This window comes from Haloferula sp., assembly GCF_049672945.1.
GTDB lineage: Bacteria > Verrucomicrobiota > Verrucomicrobiia > Verrucomicrobiales > Akkermansiaceae > Haloferula.
Genome location: NZ_JBATWY010000073.1, coordinates 14767 through 29308 on the forward strand (window position 1 = coordinate 14767; position 14542 = coordinate 29308).

At 59.1% G+C, this 14542-nt stretch carries 13 protein-coding genes and 1 pseudogene; 3 read left to right on the forward strand and 11 right to left on the reverse strand.

Features of this window, described 5'->3' with window-relative positions:
- Positions 1 to 30 precede the first annotated feature (30 nt).
- Both WBG04_RS06085 and WBG04_RS06090 read left to right on the forward strand, forming a co-directional pair.
- A complete protein-coding gene (locus tag WBG04_RS06085) occupies positions 31 to 1098 on the forward strand; it encodes a glucose-6-phosphate dehydrogenase assembly protein OpcA (RefSeq protein ID WP_424313490.1) in 1068 nt (355 codons plus the stop codon).
- A gap of 144 nt (positions 1099 to 1242) precedes the next feature.
- Positions 1243 to 2967 carry a diflavin oxidoreductase gene (locus tag WBG04_RS06090; RefSeq protein WP_424313491.1) on the forward strand — a complete coding sequence of 575 codons (1725 nt, stop codon included), beginning with the start codon at positions 1243 to 1245 and terminating at the stop codon, positions 2965 to 2967.
- A gap of 70 nt (positions 2968 to 3037) precedes the next feature.
- On the opposite strand, the gene WBG04_RS06095 is transcribed toward WBG04_RS06090, so the two are convergent.
- From WBG04_RS06095 to proC, 5 genes are read right to left on the reverse strand one after another with little or no spacing between them, the layout of a single operon-like run.
- The gene (locus tag WBG04_RS06095; RefSeq protein WP_424313492.1) at positions 3038 to 3964 is read right to left on the reverse strand and encodes a sugar phosphate isomerase/epimerase family protein; all 927 of its coding nucleotides are present in this window, start codon (positions 3962 to 3964) and stop codon (positions 3038 to 3040) included.
- Between the two features lie 26 nt (positions 3965 to 3990).
- Complete coding sequence (gene rsmI / locus WBG04_RS06100; RefSeq protein ID WP_424313493.1) at positions 3991 to 4668, reverse strand: 16S rRNA (cytidine(1402)-2'-O)-methyltransferase; 678 nt, start codon at positions 4666 to 4668, stop codon at positions 3991 to 3993.
- Between the two features lie 42 nt (positions 4669 to 4710).
- Positions 4711 to 5214: an LPS assembly lipoprotein LptE gene (lptE, locus tag WBG04_RS06105; protein ID WP_424313494.1), complete on the reverse strand. Its 504-nt coding sequence runs from the start codon at positions 5212 to 5214 to the stop codon at positions 4711 to 4713.
- Positions 5215 to 5227: 13 nt separating this feature from the next.
- Positions 5228 to 6154 (reverse strand): tetratricopeptide repeat protein, encoded by a 927-nt coding sequence (locus tag WBG04_RS06110; protein WP_424313495.1) that lies wholly within the window; start codon positions 6152 to 6154, stop codon positions 5228 to 5230.
- Positions 6155 to 6197: 43 nt separating this feature from the next.
- A complete protein-coding gene (gene proC / locus WBG04_RS06115) occupies positions 6198 to 6998 on the reverse strand; it encodes a pyrroline-5-carboxylate reductase (RefSeq protein ID WP_424313496.1) in 801 nt (266 codons plus the stop codon).
- Here proC and WBG04_RS06120 point away from each other — a divergent pair.
- Positions 6997 to 8781, forward strand: a complete 1785-nt coding sequence (locus tag WBG04_RS06120) for a tetratricopeptide repeat protein (protein WP_424313497.1) — start codon at positions 6997 to 6999, stop codon at positions 8779 to 8781. The genes proC and WBG04_RS06120 overlap by 2 nt on opposite strands.
- Before the next feature lie 4 nt (positions 8782 to 8785).
- On the opposite strand, the gene WBG04_RS06125 is transcribed toward WBG04_RS06120, so the two are convergent.
- The 6 genes and pseudogenes from WBG04_RS06125 to WBG04_RS06150 form a co-directional block, all read right to left on the reverse strand.
- Positions 8786 to 10015: a 4-hydroxy-3-methylbut-2-enyl diphosphate reductase gene (locus tag WBG04_RS06125; RefSeq protein ID WP_424313498.1), complete on the reverse strand. Its 1230-nt coding sequence runs from the start codon at positions 10013 to 10015 to the stop codon at positions 8786 to 8788.
- Positions 10016 to 10060: 45 nt separating this feature from the next.
- Positions 10061 to 10774, reverse strand: a complete 714-nt coding sequence (locus tag WBG04_RS06130; RefSeq protein WP_424313499.1) for a TIGR02206 family membrane protein — start codon at positions 10772 to 10774, stop codon at positions 10061 to 10063.
- A 183-nt stretch (positions 10775 to 10957) separates the two neighbouring features.
- Positions 10958 to 11554 carry a CDP-diacylglycerol--glycerol-3-phosphate 3-phosphatidyltransferase gene (gene pgsA / locus WBG04_RS06135; protein WP_424313500.1) on the reverse strand — a complete coding sequence of 199 codons (597 nt, stop codon included), beginning with the start codon at positions 11552 to 11554 and terminating at the stop codon, positions 10958 to 10960.
- 55 nt (positions 11555 to 11609) lie between these two features.
- Positions 11610 to 12767: a prenyltransferase/squalene oxidase repeat-containing protein gene (locus WBG04_RS06140; protein ID WP_424313501.1), complete on the reverse strand. Its 1158-nt coding sequence runs from the start codon at positions 12765 to 12767 to the stop codon at positions 11610 to 11612.
- A gap of 5 nt (positions 12768 to 12772) precedes the next feature.
- Positions 12773 to 13450, reverse strand: a complete 678-nt coding sequence (locus WBG04_RS06145; RefSeq protein WP_424313502.1) for a YdjY domain-containing protein — start codon at positions 13448 to 13450, stop codon at positions 12773 to 12775.
- Between the two features lie 126 nt (positions 13451 to 13576).
- A pseudogene (locus tag WBG04_RS06150) lies at positions 13577 to 14542 on the reverse strand (hypothetical protein); the annotation flags it as partial.

Below are 14542 nucleotides of genomic sequence, written 5' to 3' on the forward strand. Positions count from 1 at the left end.
CTTTTGGGAATGATGAACGAAACGCTTTGCATGCACCCGGAACTCGGACGTGAAGTTCCCGTCGGAGGAATCGATAAGGAGTTGCACAAACTCTGGGATGAGGATGAGGCGCGCACGAATGCCTCGCTGGTCAATCTTGCGGTCTACTCCGAGAAGCCCGGTTCGCTGGAGGAGAACTCCAGAGCGATGCAGGAGTTGACGCGCGAGCATGCCTGTCGCGCGATTCTCATCGGCATTGATCGCGATGCGTCAGAAACGTCGATCAAGGCGTGGATCACGGCCCACTGCCACCTGTCCCACGGTCAGAAGTCGGTCTGCTGCGAGCAAATTGCGTTCGCTTTGTCCGGCCGGGCGACCGGGCGTCTGAGGAATACGGTTTTTGCGCATTTGAATTCCGATCTGCCACTGATTTTGTGGTGGCAGGGAGAGTTGAGTCCGATTTTTTCCGAGCGATTCTATAGCCTCATCGACCGCTTCGTCTTCGATAGTTCCGAGTGGTCCGATCCGCTCAGTTCGTTCGCTAAAGTAGGTGCGGCGATGGAAGGATCGAGCCGAATGGTCCCCCAGGACCTCTCTTGGACCCGAAGCTTCCAATTCAGGGTTTCGGTCGCGGCTCTTTTCGATGACCCTGTCGCTCAGAATGCGCTGGACGCGGTCGAGTTCGTCGAAATTCGTCACCATCCTGCACATCGAGTGACGGCTTTGCAGTTGCTGTCATGGCTTGCGGTGCAGGCGAAGTGGCGCGACGGTTTGGAGTTGGGGCTTGCCGATGCCCGACACGACGGCAATTCGCAGAGTTTCTCCTTCGAATTGGCCTCGGGAGCTGCGCTGAGGGCGAAGTTGGTAGCCGACGAGGCCTCGTCTCCTCTTGGCTCGCTGATGATCGAAGCAGGAGATGTGAGGGTCGAGGTCGTCCGTGAGGCCGGATCGAGCTACTTGATGCGTCGAATTGTCGCCCCAGGGCACACCACCGAGTCTCCCGGACCGGTTGATTCGGATCATTCTGTTGATGCGGTAGGTGAACAACTCTCTCGCGGAGGTAAAAATTCCCTGTATCGGAAGATTCTCCCTAGATTTCAGGAATTGCTGAGACAGTGAGACACCGTCATGGAATCTTTTTTAGGTTCAAACGTAACGATCAGCATGAATTCGGCCCCGGATCTGGCGTGAAACGCGCTTGAACCGGACTCGCTTCAATCCCATTCTCCGCGCCCCGCCGCCGGTGGTTTTTTTCCCAATAAAATGATCAAGCTTCCTGAAGATGCCCCTTTTTCGCCCGAACAACGTGCCTGGCTCGAGGATTTTCTGAGCAAGGCCCTTGCCGGAGGAGCAACGGCTCCGGTTCCTGCCGGTCCCACGGTGCCGGTTACCTTGCTGTGGGGATCCCAGACTGGAAATGCCGAGGGTCTTTCCAAGCAGTTGATGAAGCGCATGAAGAAGGGTGGATTCGAGCCCGAAGTTCATGACATGGCCGCCTATGATCGCAGTCGCCTACCAAAGGAGAAGAACCTGCTGATCATCACGTCGACCTATGGTGACGGCGAGCCGCCCGACAATGCGGAGGAGCTTTACAATTGGATCCTCAGCGATGACGCGCCGAGGCTGGAAGGGGTGAGCTATTCGGTGCTGGCGCTCGGAGACACGAATTATCCGGATTTCTGCAAATGCGGGATCGATTTTGACGAGCGTCTGGAAGCGCTTGGAGCCTCCCGGATTTCTCCTCGGGTCGATAGTGATGTCGATTTCGATGATCCGTTCAAGGAGTGGTCGGATGCCGTGATCGGGCTGTTGGCTCCCGCTGGCGAACCGGCGTCCAACGGTGCCGCCGCTCTCGATCAGATCGAAAAGGGCTACTCGAAGAAGCGTCCGTTTCCATCGACGATCCTGAAGAACTACAATCTGAACAAGGGGGGAGAGAAGGAGACCCATCATGTGGAGATTTCGCTCGATGGATCAGGGCTGGAATATCAGGTCGGTGATGCTCTCGGGGTGCTTCCTTCCAACCCTGAAGACGTGGTCGATGAGATCCTCGAGAATCTGGCGTTTCGAACGTCTGCGGATGTCGAACTGTCCGATGGGAGTGAGGTTTCACTTCGGGAGGCACTGATTCATCACTTTGATATCGGGACGATCAACAAGACCTTGATTCAGAAATGGCAGCCCCGCAGTGGTTCGCCTTATCTCCGGTCCTTGGTCGAGGCGGATGACAAGAAGGCCTATGAGGACTTTTGCTGGGGGCGTGATCTGATCGATTTGGTGGTGGATCATCCGGCTGACTTCTCGGACGCCGATGATTTTGTCGGGATTCTCAAGAAGCTGCAACCTCGGCTTTACTCGATCGCCTCAAGTCCCAATGCCCATCCCGGTGAGGTTCACCTCTGCGTGGGGATCGTGCGCTACGATACTCATGGTAGGAAGCGCGGGGGGATCTGCTCGACTTATCTTTCGGATCGTTCTGATGGCACGAATCCGGGGGTGTTCGTCCATTCGAACAAGGCCTTCCGATTGCCTGAAAGTGGCGACACGCCATTGATCATGGTCGGTCCAGGAACTGGGATCGCACCGTTCCGCGCTTTCCTCGAAGAGCGCAAGATCTCGGGGGCCAAGGGTGGCAATTGGTTGCTCTTCGGCAATCCGCATCACGACACCGACTTTCTTTACGAGGAAGAACTGACCGCCTTCCTGAAGGAGGGCACGATTCAACGCCTGGATCTCGCTTGGTCGCGCGATCAGAAGGAAAAGGTCTATGTGCAGAACCTGATGATCGAGCAGGGGGCGGAAATGTGGAAGTGGCTTGAGGATGGAGCGGCGTTTTACGTTTGCGGCGATGCTTCGCGGATGGCCAAGGATGTGGATGCTGCGCTGCACACCATTGCCGAGAAGCATGGTGGTTTGAGTGCTGATGATGCGAAGGCTTTTGTGAGCCAGCTGAAGAAGGACAAACGCTACCAGCGGGACGTTTATTGATGGTTGGGATGTTGAGGGCGGCTGGAAAGCCGCCTTGCCCATCTATGGGGCTCGGGAGAGCGCCAGTCCCTTAGCAGCGCTCGGGGAAGAGGTGTCTCCAGACTTGGAGGGCCTCGCGGATTTCGTCGGCTTTGCGGGTCGGGGAAAGCTCCCAGGTCATCGGGCAGTCCTTGGGGAAATACTCGAGTAGCTTTTTGTATTCGAGCTCGCCAGTGAAGGGCACCCGGTGGTCGCGGGCGGGCCACTGCACATCATGAACGTGGGCTCCGATGATGTAAGGCTGCATGCTTTCAAGCCACTCGGCGTGATCGAGGAGTCCAAGGTTGTGCTTGAGTTGGACATGTCCGAAGTCGTGCCAGTAGCCGATCCACGGATGGTCCTTGAAGTGCTCTTGCAGGCGGACCATTTCCCGCTCGGTCGGCATGTCTTCGAAACGAGAGCGGGATTCGATGGCGAGCTTGACGCCGTGTTTCTTTGCGAGTTCACCAAAGTGCTCAAGGGCCTCGATCGCACGCTGATAGTAGAGCGGTGCCACCTTTTCGCGCTTCTTGACGAAGGCAAGTCGTTCCGCGGCGAACTTGGGCGTGTCCCGCTGTCCGTCCGTGACCAGGGCGGTGAGGGGTTTGGTCCACTTGGAGGACTTCATGGGAACGGATCCCATGTGGAGGACCAAGTAGTGGGCTTCGAACTTGGCCGCAACCTCGAGTGTCCGTTCGGTCATTTCCATCGCGCGCTGGCGGTCGAACTCGCGGTGGGAGGTGAACTCGTAGGCATCCGGCGCATCGATCATGACTTCCACTGGAGAGGGAAAGTAGTTGTGTACGCCAACGCAGGTGAATTTCCCGGCTTCGAAAGCCTTCTGGATCCCGGGCAGCTTGGTGATCGTCATGCCATGGGAGAGCTCCAGATGGGTGATGCCGAAATCGAGGATCTCGTCGATCATGGCCTCACCATCGGAGTGACGCGAATTGTTCCAGCAGGTTGAGAAGGCAAGCATGAGATCGAAGGTCGTGACCCCGGGGTTCAGGAGCCAGTGACAAGGAAGACGATTTCTCCCTTGGGCGGGTGAGACTTAAAATAGGCGAACAGCTCCGTGGCGGTGCCACGGTGGTAGGTCTCGAATTTCTTGGTGAGTTCGCGGGCGACGCAGCAACGGGCCTCGGGATGGGCGGCGGCGAGGACTTCGAGCGTCGAGGTGATGCGGTGCGGGGATTCGAAGAAAATCGTGGTACCGTCGGCTTGCAGTCCGGCTTCCATGGCGGCGAGGCGTTTGCCCTTTTTGACCGAAAGAAAGCCGTGGAAGTGGAAGGCATGGCAGGGGAAGCCGGAGCCGATCAGGGCGGTGAGGACGGCGGAGGGGCCAGGCAGGACTTCGAGTGGGAGCTCGTGCTCGAGGCAGGCCTGGACGAGTCGATAGCCGGGATCGGAGACGCCGGGCATACCGGCATCGGAGATGACGGCAATGGTCTCGCCCGATTTGACGGCATCCACCAATTCAGGTAGTCGTCGTCCTTCGTTGTGTTCGTGGAGCGAGACCAGCGATTTGCCGCTGATGCCGAGGTGAGTGAGAAGAGGCCCGGAGTGTCGGGTGTCTTCACAGGCAATCCGGTCCGCCTCTTTGAGGACTTTGATGGCGCGAAGTGTGATGTCGTCCCGATTTCCGATCGGTGTGGGGACGAGAATGAAACGGCCTTCGCTCATGTGGTCGGGGTGGAGAGAGGGATGCTGGATCCACGCTCGTTGTTAGAAGCCGTTGGCGAGACGCGAAACCATCGCCTGACTGGCGCGTTCGAGCGCATCGGGAAGGGCGTTGTGGCGGGAAGTCTGGAGATTCGAATCGACGAAGAAGGTCGAGGTTCCCGTCGAGCTTCCTTGGGCGAGAATCCGATTGGAGCCTCGTGCGTCGCGCACGGTCCAAACCAAGGTTACGGTGTTCTGGAGTTCTTCCGGGCGAAGGGTATCGAGGCGGGATGAACGGATCTGGAAGTAATCAATCTCGTGAAGTGAGGCTTCGAGAATGGCGTCGGCACTGTCGGTGCTGGCGATCCGGTAGGTGCCGTCCTGAATGAAGGCATCGATGGCTGCGCTGGTTGCGAGAGTTTCTGCCCGGGGCTCGAGGGATTCGTTCGTGAACATCGGGACGGCAATGGTTTGCACATCGCGCATGATGCCGGGCTTGACGCCACCAAGTTGGTAGCCGGCGCAGGCCGAGAAGAGCAGGCAGAGGAACAGGGGAATCAGGCGCATCCTTTGGTGGGAATCAGTTTGCTCCGAGGGCGGAGAGCCGGGCTTGGGCCTTGTCGTGGTATTCACCGGATTTCGATTCCCGAACGACTTCCTGATAGTAGAAAGTGGCGGAAGCGGTGTTTCCCTTTCGCTCGTAGAACTGGGCAATTTCGTAGGTGTTCGCGATGTCGCGGTTTCCGAGACTCTTGATCAGCCCGCGTGCTTCGGCGTTGCGCTTGTGCCCCGGGAACTGGCTGAGGTGGTCCTCGAATGCTTCACGAGCGCGGCTGAGGTTGGCTTGATCCTGATTTCCTTCCTGTGCCTGCTTCATCAGAATCTCGCCGATACGAAATTGCGCTTCAGGTGCGAGTGGAGAGTCAGGGTAGTCTTCCACGACTCCACGATAGGCTAGGACGGCTTTTGAGACGTCCTTGCGTTCGGCATAGATGTCCCCCATCTTGAACTCGGCGCGAGCCCCGAGAGAGGAGCGGGGAGCGTTGTCGGCCACTTTCTTGAGCATGCCGGCGATTTTGTCGGGTGAGAGCTTCGACTTCAGGCCGAGGAAACTGTTTTTAATGTCACCATCGGCGGCGGCGAAAGCCATTCTTGATTGGCTGTCGAGCGCCTCCTGATAGTAGCCGCTACCCTGATAGCGCGTGATCAGGTCCTGGTAGGCGTCGAATGCCTTGATGGTTTCGCCTTCTTCCTCGAGGAGCTTGGCCTGACGGAAGCGGGCATCGGGTGCCTTGATGGCGAGTGGAATGTCGTCGGCAAGTTCGTCGTATTGCTTGATCGCCTTCTTTCTTTTCCCCGACTGCTCGAGTTGCTGGGCCTGCTCAAACATGGCGTCGGCCCGGGTATTGTTGACCCCACCTCCGCTGACCATGGGCGGGAGATCGGCATCGCCGCCACATGAGGAAATGACGGCTGCAGCGGCAAGGATGGACAGTCGGAAGCGCATGGCGTGGAAACTAGGAGGACAGCTTGAGGTCGGAAAGCGAAAATCAGCTCTTTCCGAGTTGTTCGGCACGTGCGGTGGCTGCGGCGACGGCGGAAACCAGTGAGTCGTGGAAGCCGTTTTCCTCAAGTGAGGCGAGGCCGGCGACGGTGGTGCCTCCGGGGGAGGTGACATTGTCCCTGAGCTCCGCCGGAGGACGGCCGGTTTCCAGGACCATGGCGGCTGCGCCGAGGACGGTCTGGGCGGCGAGCTGATGGGCATGCTCGTGTGGCAGTCCAACTTGGACGCCCCCTTCGGTGAGGGCTTCGATAGCGAGGTAAATGTAGGCCGGGCCGCTGCCGGAGAGGCCTGTCACGGCGTTGATCATCGACTCTGGCACTTCCACCGAGAGGCCGACGGAGCCAAGCAGTCGGTCGGCGAAGGCGGCGTCGTCGTCAGTGGCGTGCCCGGAGCGCGCGAAGGCACTGGCGCCTTTTCCGACAAGCGCTGGAGTGTTTGGCATGGTGCGGATGATTCGGAATCCGTCCGGGCTGTGTTTTTCCAGCCAGTCGATGGTCAGGCCGGCTGCGATGGAAACCAGCAAGGCATCCCGAACCCCCGAGGCCTTGAGGGAATCGAGGGCTTCGGCGGCCTGCTGAGGTTTGGTGGCGAGGAGAAAGGTATCGCATCCGCTCAGGTCGGCGAGGGTGTCGGAGGAAGGGGCCCCGGTCGTTTTGGTGAAGGCTTCTCTGGCGGCGGGAAAGGGGTCGAAGCCGATGATTTGAGAGGCCGCGACCGCCTTGGCCCGAATCGCTCCGCCGATCAGCGCACTTCCCATTTTTCCACAACCGATGACTCCGAGTCTCATGGCGCGAACGCTAGCGAGAGAGTGGGTGGGGGCCAACCTTGATTTTGAAGGCGGCATGGAGCGGTTTTTCTTGGAGCTGGGGCGGACCGCTATCATCGTTCTACCCATGCGAATGAAGATGGGTCTATTGGCATTGCTGGCGACGGGTTCACTGGCGATGGCGGAGGAAGAAGAGAAAGTGGTCGTGCCGGGCGTTGATGCCGTGATCTCCGAGTTGCTGGAGGGTTTTCCTGCCCCTGAAGCTCCTCCCGTAGGAAAGGGCGTGGTGATGGCCGTGACGACTTCGGACAAGTCGGTTCAAGAGGATATCCAGCGCGGGCTGGCTTGCGTGCACGCTGGCTGGGACCTCGAGGGTTACAGGCATTTTTGTGAGGCGCTGAAGAAGGACCCGGACTGTTTGATGGCGCACTTCGGAGTGGTGGTTTCCCTGATGCAGGCGGATTTGGAAATGGCCGATGAAAAGCAGGCAGCTTTTGACCGAATGCTGGCGCTGGCGGAAGAAGGAGTGGGAAGCGATCTGGAGCAGCGCTATGTATTTGGTTTGGTCAAGTTACTGCAAGAGGGTCCAGGCGAGGCTGCCAGCGCGTTTGGGTCGACGGTGGAGCAGTATCCCAATGATCCCCAGGCGGTGCTTTTCAAGAGTCTTCTTGGTCGAGGAGGTTATGACGATACGGGTGATGCCACACCTGACCAGCTAAGGGCGGAAGAGGAATTGCTGAAGACGGTTGAGAAGAATCCTGACGTGCCGTATTTGTTGTATGGCTTGCTGGCGATTCGTGCTGAGGCACCGATCTTGAAGCCGGAACTTCCGATGGCTCGGAAGCTGGTGTCGATGGCGCCGGATTTCCCTCCCTATCAGCATCTACTAGGTCACTATGAGTGGCGATGTGGGAATCATGATCTCGCGCAGGCTGCTTTTGGCAGGGCTGCCGATTTGTACGCCGCATGGATGAAATCGATCGACGTCCCGGCGGCCCGGTGTCCGGGTTGGACGAAAGCGGTTTGTTATCGTGCGGTGGCCTTTTCTTCCAAGGGTGACTACAAGCGGGCTTTGGAGATTGCGGACGAGGTCGGGAAGATCGAGGTGACTCCAGAGCTGGCGTCGACCGATGGTGGGCGCTTGTTGCTGTGGGAGGCTAAAACGCTGACGGTGCGGATCCTGATGCGTCGCTCGGCGGCAGGTGATCTGAGTCGTGCCTTGAAAACGCTGCCAACGATTGAGGAGGCGGCGGAGTATGGAAACAACTCCCTGGCGGTCTGGTCTTACCAGGCTTACTCCTCAGCGCTTGCTGGAAGAATATCGCTCGAACTGGGGAATATCGATGATGCTCGGGAAGTCTCCGAGGACATCAGTAAGCTCGGAGGCCGGTTCGTGCAGACGAGGGAGTTGGCCGCGGGGGCAGGGGAGCGCTCGCATTGGCTCCGGAGCTTCAAGGCCATGGAGGTCCTGGCGAGCGAGCTTCGTGGCTTGACCGCCATGGCGGGACCCGCCGATGGAATTGGCAGCGCTTTCAACTGGTATCAGGCCGCTGCGGATCGGCAGAAGCTTGCGAGCTTGATGATGCCGCCCGCGATTCTGATTCCGATGGAATTACGGCTTGGAGAGTACTACATGGCCCGTCGCGACTGGACGACGGCGATCGAAGTCATGATTGCAGGTCAGCATCGCTGGCCGAACGACTGGGAGCTTCTTCACCAGCTCCAGATCGCCTTTCACAAAGCGGGCATGAAGGCGGATGCCGAGGATGTGGAGCGGAGATTGAAGAAGCTCAAGGCTGACTAGGGACTCAGGAACTCGCGACGGTATCACGATCAATCCCACGCAGGGAGAAGACGCGAAGTATGGTGTCCTCGATGAGATTGTTCGGGCACGAGGCACCGGCTGTGATACCGACCACGATGTTCTCGGCTCCCAACAGATCCTCAGGGTAGCTGCTGGCGATCTCGGACTTCTCAGTGAGATCGAAGTGAATCACTTCTTCAAGGGAGTCGAGGCATTCCGCATTTCTGATGAAGAAAGTCGGGAGTTCCTGCTCGGCGATTTCCACGAGGTGGGTGGTGTTCGAACTGTTGTAGCCGCCCACAACCAAGAGCATGTCCATCGGTTTGCGCAGCATTTCGAACAGGGCGTCCTGGCGCTCCTGGGTGGCACCGCAGATGGTGTCGAAAACCTTGAAGCGCTCTTCCGTGGTATCACGGTCGATGACGGCTTGACGAACCCGACGCTGGATCTCCTCGGTTTCGCTCTTGAGCATGGTGGTTTGATTGGCAACCCCAACGCTTTTGAGATGGATTTCAGGATCAAATCCCGGCGACAAGGAATCCTTGAAGCGCTCGTAGAATGCTTCGCGATCACCGCCTTCGCGGATGTAGCCGCAGAGAAAATCGGTGTCTTCGAGGGTCAGGACGATCACGTAGTGGCCGGTGCCATCGTCGCCCAGGGCTCGTGAAGCGGTTGCTGCGGTCTCCTCGTGTCCAGCCTTGCCATGGATGATCGAGGTCATGCCCTCCTTGGCGTAGGTGCGAACCCGACGCCAGACCTTCATCACGTCGCCGCAGGTCGTATCAACCACGTAGCATCCGCGTTCGGCGATCTTATCCATGAAAGAGGTTGGAGCACCAAAGGCGGGAACGATCACGACATCCTCCTCGTCGAGCCGGTCATAGTCGTCGGAGATTTCCTTCCAAGGAAGGGAGACGATACCCATATCGACGAGTTGGCGGTTGACCTCTGGGTTGTGGATGATTTCACCGATGAGGAAGATCCGCTGGTCCGGGAAAACCCGGCGGGCGGCATAGGCGAGGTCGATGGCGCGTTCGACGCCGTAGCAGAACCCGAACTGCTGGGCGAGTCGCACGGTGGTCCCGCCGATCACCAGCTCTCCGCCGTTGTTGCGGATCTTTTCGACGACGGAAGAGCGATAGTGGGCTTCGACTTCGGCGGTGACCTTGGCCATCACATCAGGACGGCGGACGTTGACGCGGGCGCGCTTGGTTTTGGGTGCGGAATCGGTCATGGCAGGAGTGTGGGGCGGTGAAGCTTCGACTTGAAGCGCTAAACTTCAAGCCGAACTGCCGCGGGCTTTCGATGGCCTGCTGTGAATGGGGAGGGCAAGCAGGAAAAAGAGCCCGAGGGCGATCAGTTCCAGCCAGATGATGTAGCCGGGATGAGGGCCGAGTTGGTCGAGGAGGCTGGGATTGTCGGGCTTTTTCGCGAGGAAGCCGTAGTTGGTATCGAGGATGAGGTTGGCGACGACGGCGACGACGACATACACGTTGAGCCATGCGAAAGCCTTGATCGGCGAGCGCCAGAGTGGGGACTCGATCCGCCATCCGCTGACAACCGGCAGGTAAATGGCGGCCGTGATGACGGCGAAGTGGTGAATGAAGAACGAGAAGGCGGCGGGATGAGGGAAGCCGATTTCGATGGCGGGCGTGAGAATGCCCTGGATGGTTCCGGCGAGGCCCCAGAAGTAGGTGAGCAGGGTGAGTGTCCGGTTTCCGGTGATGAGCGCGAAGCCCGCGAGAAAGGCGGCGATGTCGCAAAGATGAAGGGGAACCGCATTGTCCATGCCGATCTCGCGGGTGACCTTTGACCAGGCCCACTGGGAGAGGCCGAAGACGGCCAGATTGATGAAGGCGAGGGTGGCCCGGGTGATTTGCTCGCACCTCCCGCCGCGGCGGCCGAGGAGGAGGAAGGCGGCGAGAACCACGGCACCGACGAGCGCGGCCATCCCATGCTGGAAGGAGAAAGGCGCAAAGTCCGGCTCAGGCATGAGGCAGACTGGCACTGAAATCGGACGATGAAAAGCCCGGGGCCGACGGATTGAGTGGCATTGGTTTGCCCGCTTGGGTGAAATTGCAATCAATCATCTGAAGGAGGCGGCGGCCTCTTGCCGTGCATCGGAGCTTGGTGGAAACTACTAGGTTGTTAGTAAATATATTTGGATTACTGGCTCCTAAAGTGAGCCTGCCTGGGCGTCGGGAGAATCCTTCAGGCGGCGCAGGCCGCGCCGGAGGTAGACGTAGCCGGACCAGAGCGTGAAGATGGCGGCGACGATGCAGGGGTAGATGGGATCGAAGGGGACGACGCGGAGCATGACCCAACCGAGGGCGAACATCTGGGTGACGGTGCAAACTTTCCCTGACCAGTGGGGCTTCACTTTGAGCGAGTGATTGGTGTAGTGGAGGATGGCGCAGCCACCGAGAATGATGAAGTCGCGGACGATGACGAGGGCGCTGAACCAGAGAGGGATGCGCCAGCCGTTTTCCCCCCAATCAACGAGGCTGAGGGTGATGATGCCGGTCAGCAGAAGCAGCTTGTCGGCGATGGGATCAATGGTGGCTCCGAACTTGGAGCGTTGATTGAAGCGCCGGGCGATCCAGCCATCGAGTCCGTCACTGGCGGCGGCGGTGATGAAGACACCGAGCGCCCACCAGCGGAGCCATTCCTTGGGATGGCCTTCTTCGATACTCTTGCCGTAGTAGATGGCAAGCACCGCGAAGACCGGGACCAGAAGGATCCGGGCGACGGTGATTTTGCTGGCGAAGGTCATTCACCAGCAGGGAAACACAATTCGCTGGAAAAAGCGAGCTGCCACTGGCGAGTGACTACGGCTTGCCGGGGATCGAGTGGTAGATTTGCTCCAGCGCCATCACGGTATAGGCGGTGACGAGGACCGGGTTGGACTCCATCCAGCGGCCGTTGTCGTTGACCCAACGTCCGTCTTCGCGCTGTTTGGCGAGCAGTTTGCTGGCAAGGTCCTTGCGCCAGTCGGCGCTGCCACCGCCTTCGAGGGGAAGCCGGTCAATGCCGGCGGCCGCCAGGGCTTTCGACATGGCCTGGTAGTAGTAGTAGAGGCCTTCCTGTCCCATGCCCGGATTCTCATCGAGGGTGTAGTTCTTGCCGAGCCACTCCTTGACGGCGACGACGCGTGGATCACCGGGTTCGAGTTTGGCGTAGATTAGTGAGAGGAGACCGGCGTAGGAGATGGAGCCGTAGGAACGAAGAGCGACTCGGCCATCGGGCAATTCCTCTTCGCCAGCCTTGGTTTCGTTTGGACCATAGATGAAGCCACCCTTGTTCTTGGGGTCGTTCGATGCCCATTCGCGATCGTTGGTTTCCTCGAGATTCTGACAGCGAGTCACGAAGGTCAGGGCCGCTTCCCAATTGAGATCCGGTTGATCGCCAAACTTGCCGTCCTCGATCACCTGTTTCGACAGTGCGAGGGCCTCAATGGCGAGGTAGGTGTTAGACAAGTCGGAACGGTCGTTTTTTGACCCGTAACCGATGCCGCCATCATTGGGGTTGTCGGTTTCCTTGGGTTTGTCGATGTCCCATTGCTGGGAAATCAGATGATTCCGGCCACGCACAATGGCGGGTTCGTAGACATCGCGGGCGGCGGAGGTCAGGGCGGTGACGGCGGTAGCGGTGTTGTAGACGCTGAGTCCGCGGTTGTAGATGCCGCCATCTTCCTTCTGTTGGTCGAGCAGCCATTTGAAGCCCTTGTCGATGTATTCGGGGAAGGGTTTCTTGAGGTCGAGCGAGGGGTCGCGGACGGCGGCGGTCAGGGCAAGGGCGGTGAAGGCGGGAAGCTCGGGGTCGTCCCAGTAGCCTTCGGCCTTCTGTTGATCGGCCAGCCAGGCATTGCCGCGGGCAATCGCCTGCTTCATCTCGAACTGAAGGGAGAGGTAGGGATTGTCCGGCGATTCCTGCGCACTTGATTGGGCGATGGTGGCGGCGAGAGCGAATACAACAATGGTTTTCATGGGGATCATTTGGATTCGATAGGTGAGATGATGAGGGTGACGGGCGTGCCGACTTCCGGGACGCGCTTCGGATGAGGCAACCAGACTTCGTCGTTTTCGTTGTCTTTGCCTGAGTAATTGATCATGGCGGCGTTGCTGAGGTAGATGGCGATGATATCTCCGGAGCTCTCGGCAACGAACTTGCCGTCGACGACGAAGGAGCCGCCGTAGACCCAAGGCTCGTTCGCCATCGGTTTCTCGGTGGTGGCGTGGGAAATCAAATCGTTGATGCTGGCACTCTTCGTTTCGCCATCCTGCTTCCACTCGAGTGCGAGTTTGACGCGGGACCCCTTCTTTTCCTCCGGGCTGGCCTCCTCGAACTCACCGCTCAAGCTGCCGTCGTCATCGAGTTTCAGGTAGAGCTCGCGCGATGCCTGGTAGTTCAGCAGCTTGATGGCGATGTTGAGGTTGGTGGCGGAGATGTCGGTGTGCAGAAGCGACTCGTGGATCTTGCCATTGACGTGGACGAGGATGAACTCGAGCAGGCCCTCGGTCATGTTGACTTCAGCAGGGATGCGGATTTCGCGCGTCTTCGGATCGAAAGCGATCTTACCGATGGTCATGGTTCCGTCATCGAGCCGTTTGATCGCGGGCTGGTGCTCGGCGACCGGCTGATCGGGCGCGGGCAGGGTCCGTGGTTCCACGGGCGCGAGTGGAGGCACGGGTTCTTCCGCCCCGAGACAGAGGGGAAGGCAAAACAGGGCAGTAAGGAGTCGATGAATCACTACGGACGAAGCTTCTCCGGGAAAACGGAGAGGTCCAGCGATCTCTTAGGGCTGCGCCATTGATTCGGCGAACTTTTGCCAGGTCAAGCGAGTGATGCGGTATTCCAAGGACTCGTTGATGGGTTCCCCCGGTGAGGGCGAGGAGACGAGGCTGAGGTCGTCACGCAGCGCCAGTTGTGATCCGACCAGCTTGAAGACGGAGGAAAGGATGACCTTTTCGATTTCTTCGGCCGTCTCTGGCGAGGGGGTTTCCACCGAGGCAGGATCTTCGAGCGCTTTGGTCGTGAGCATGACCCGGATTTTGGGGGAAGCGGCGGTGCCCTTGCCCGCTTTTACGATGGAGGAAACCTTGAGCAGCCCGGAGCTGGCCTGATCGATGATCTTGGCGGCATTGTTCGCGGCGCGAACTGAAAGTTTGAGCCGGTCGGCGGGGGCTTCAATGCTGAGGGTGATGGGTGTCGCCAGCTTGGGGTCCTCGTTCCATGGCGGGAGGGTAGCGTGGAGACGGCGGATGGCATTGAGGGCGACCTCGCGCTCTTTTTGCGAAGGCGAGCTACTGTCGAGAACCCGCTCCCAGGCGAGCAGGGCCCAGGTGAGTTGCGTGTCGGACTCAAGTTGAGAGGCGAGATTGACGAAGGAGGTGGCAGGTTTGCCCGCGTGCCCCGTCCAAGCTTCGAGCTTGGGTTCCTTATTCAAGTCACCCACATTGATGGTGGGAATCGGTGGGGGCGGCTCGGGTGGGGGCTTCGGAGGCTTGATCTCGATCGCGACCGGCTCTTCGATCGGTTCGACGGCGAACAGGTCAGAGGGTTGGGCGAGTTCGCCGGCCGCGCGCATGCGGGCAAACGCGATCTGAGTCGGGCTGGGTGGCTTGAGAAAGTTGTAGTCCTTGGTTCCGTGCCACCAGACACCGCCGATCACCGCGAGGCAGAGGAGGAGGACGGCAGGAATGGGAACGCGGCTCACGGCGGTGAAAGTGAAGAAGCCGAGGCCGCTCGCCAAGGGGTCTTT

Excerpts from the sequence above, each read along its gene's own strand:
- WBG04_RS06090 (WP_424313491.1), top strand. The coding sequence starts at position 1,243 with ATGATCAAGCTTCCTGAAGATGCCCCTTTTTCGCCCGAACAACGTGCC.
- proC (WP_424313496.1), bottom strand. The coding sequence starts at position 6,998 with ATGAGACTCGGAGTCATCGGTTGTGGAAAAATGGGAAGTGCGCTGATC.
- rsmI (WP_424313493.1), bottom strand. The coding sequence starts at position 4,668 with ATGAGCGAAGGCCGTTTCATTCTCGTCCCCACACCGATCGGAAATCGG.
- WBG04_RS06120 (WP_424313497.1), top strand. The coding sequence starts at position 6,997 with ATGGCGCGAACGCTAGCGAGAGAGTGGGTGGGGGCCAACCTTGATTTT.
- WBG04_RS06085 (WP_424313490.1), top strand. The coding sequence starts at position 31 with ATGCACCCGGAACTCGGACGTGAAGTTCCCGTCGGAGGAATCGATAAG.
- WBG04_RS06095 (WP_424313492.1), bottom strand. The coding sequence starts at position 3,964 with ATGCTTGCCTTCTCAACCTGCTGGAACAATTCGCGTCACTCCGATGGT.
- WBG04_RS06130 (WP_424313499.1), bottom strand. The coding sequence starts at position 10,774 with ATGCCTGAGCCGGACTTTGCGCCTTTCTCCTTCCAGCATGGGATGGCC.
- WBG04_RS06125 (WP_424313498.1), bottom strand. The coding sequence starts at position 10,015 with ATGACCGATTCCGCACCCAAAACCAAGCGCGCCCGCGTCAACGTCCGC.
- WBG04_RS06110 (WP_424313495.1), bottom strand. The coding sequence starts at position 6,154 with ATGCGCTTCCGACTGTCCATCCTTGCCGCTGCAGCCGTCATTTCCTCA.
- pgsA (WP_424313500.1), bottom strand. The coding sequence starts at position 11,554 with ATGACCTTCGCCAGCAAAATCACCGTCGCCCGGATCCTTCTGGTCCCG.
- lptE (WP_424313494.1), bottom strand. The coding sequence starts at position 5,214 with ATGCGCCTGATTCCCCTGTTCCTCTGCCTGCTCTTCTCGGCCTGCGCC.
- WBG04_RS06140 (WP_424313501.1), bottom strand. The coding sequence starts at position 12,767 with ATGAAAACCATTGTTGTATTCGCTCTCGCCGCCACCATCGCCCAATCA.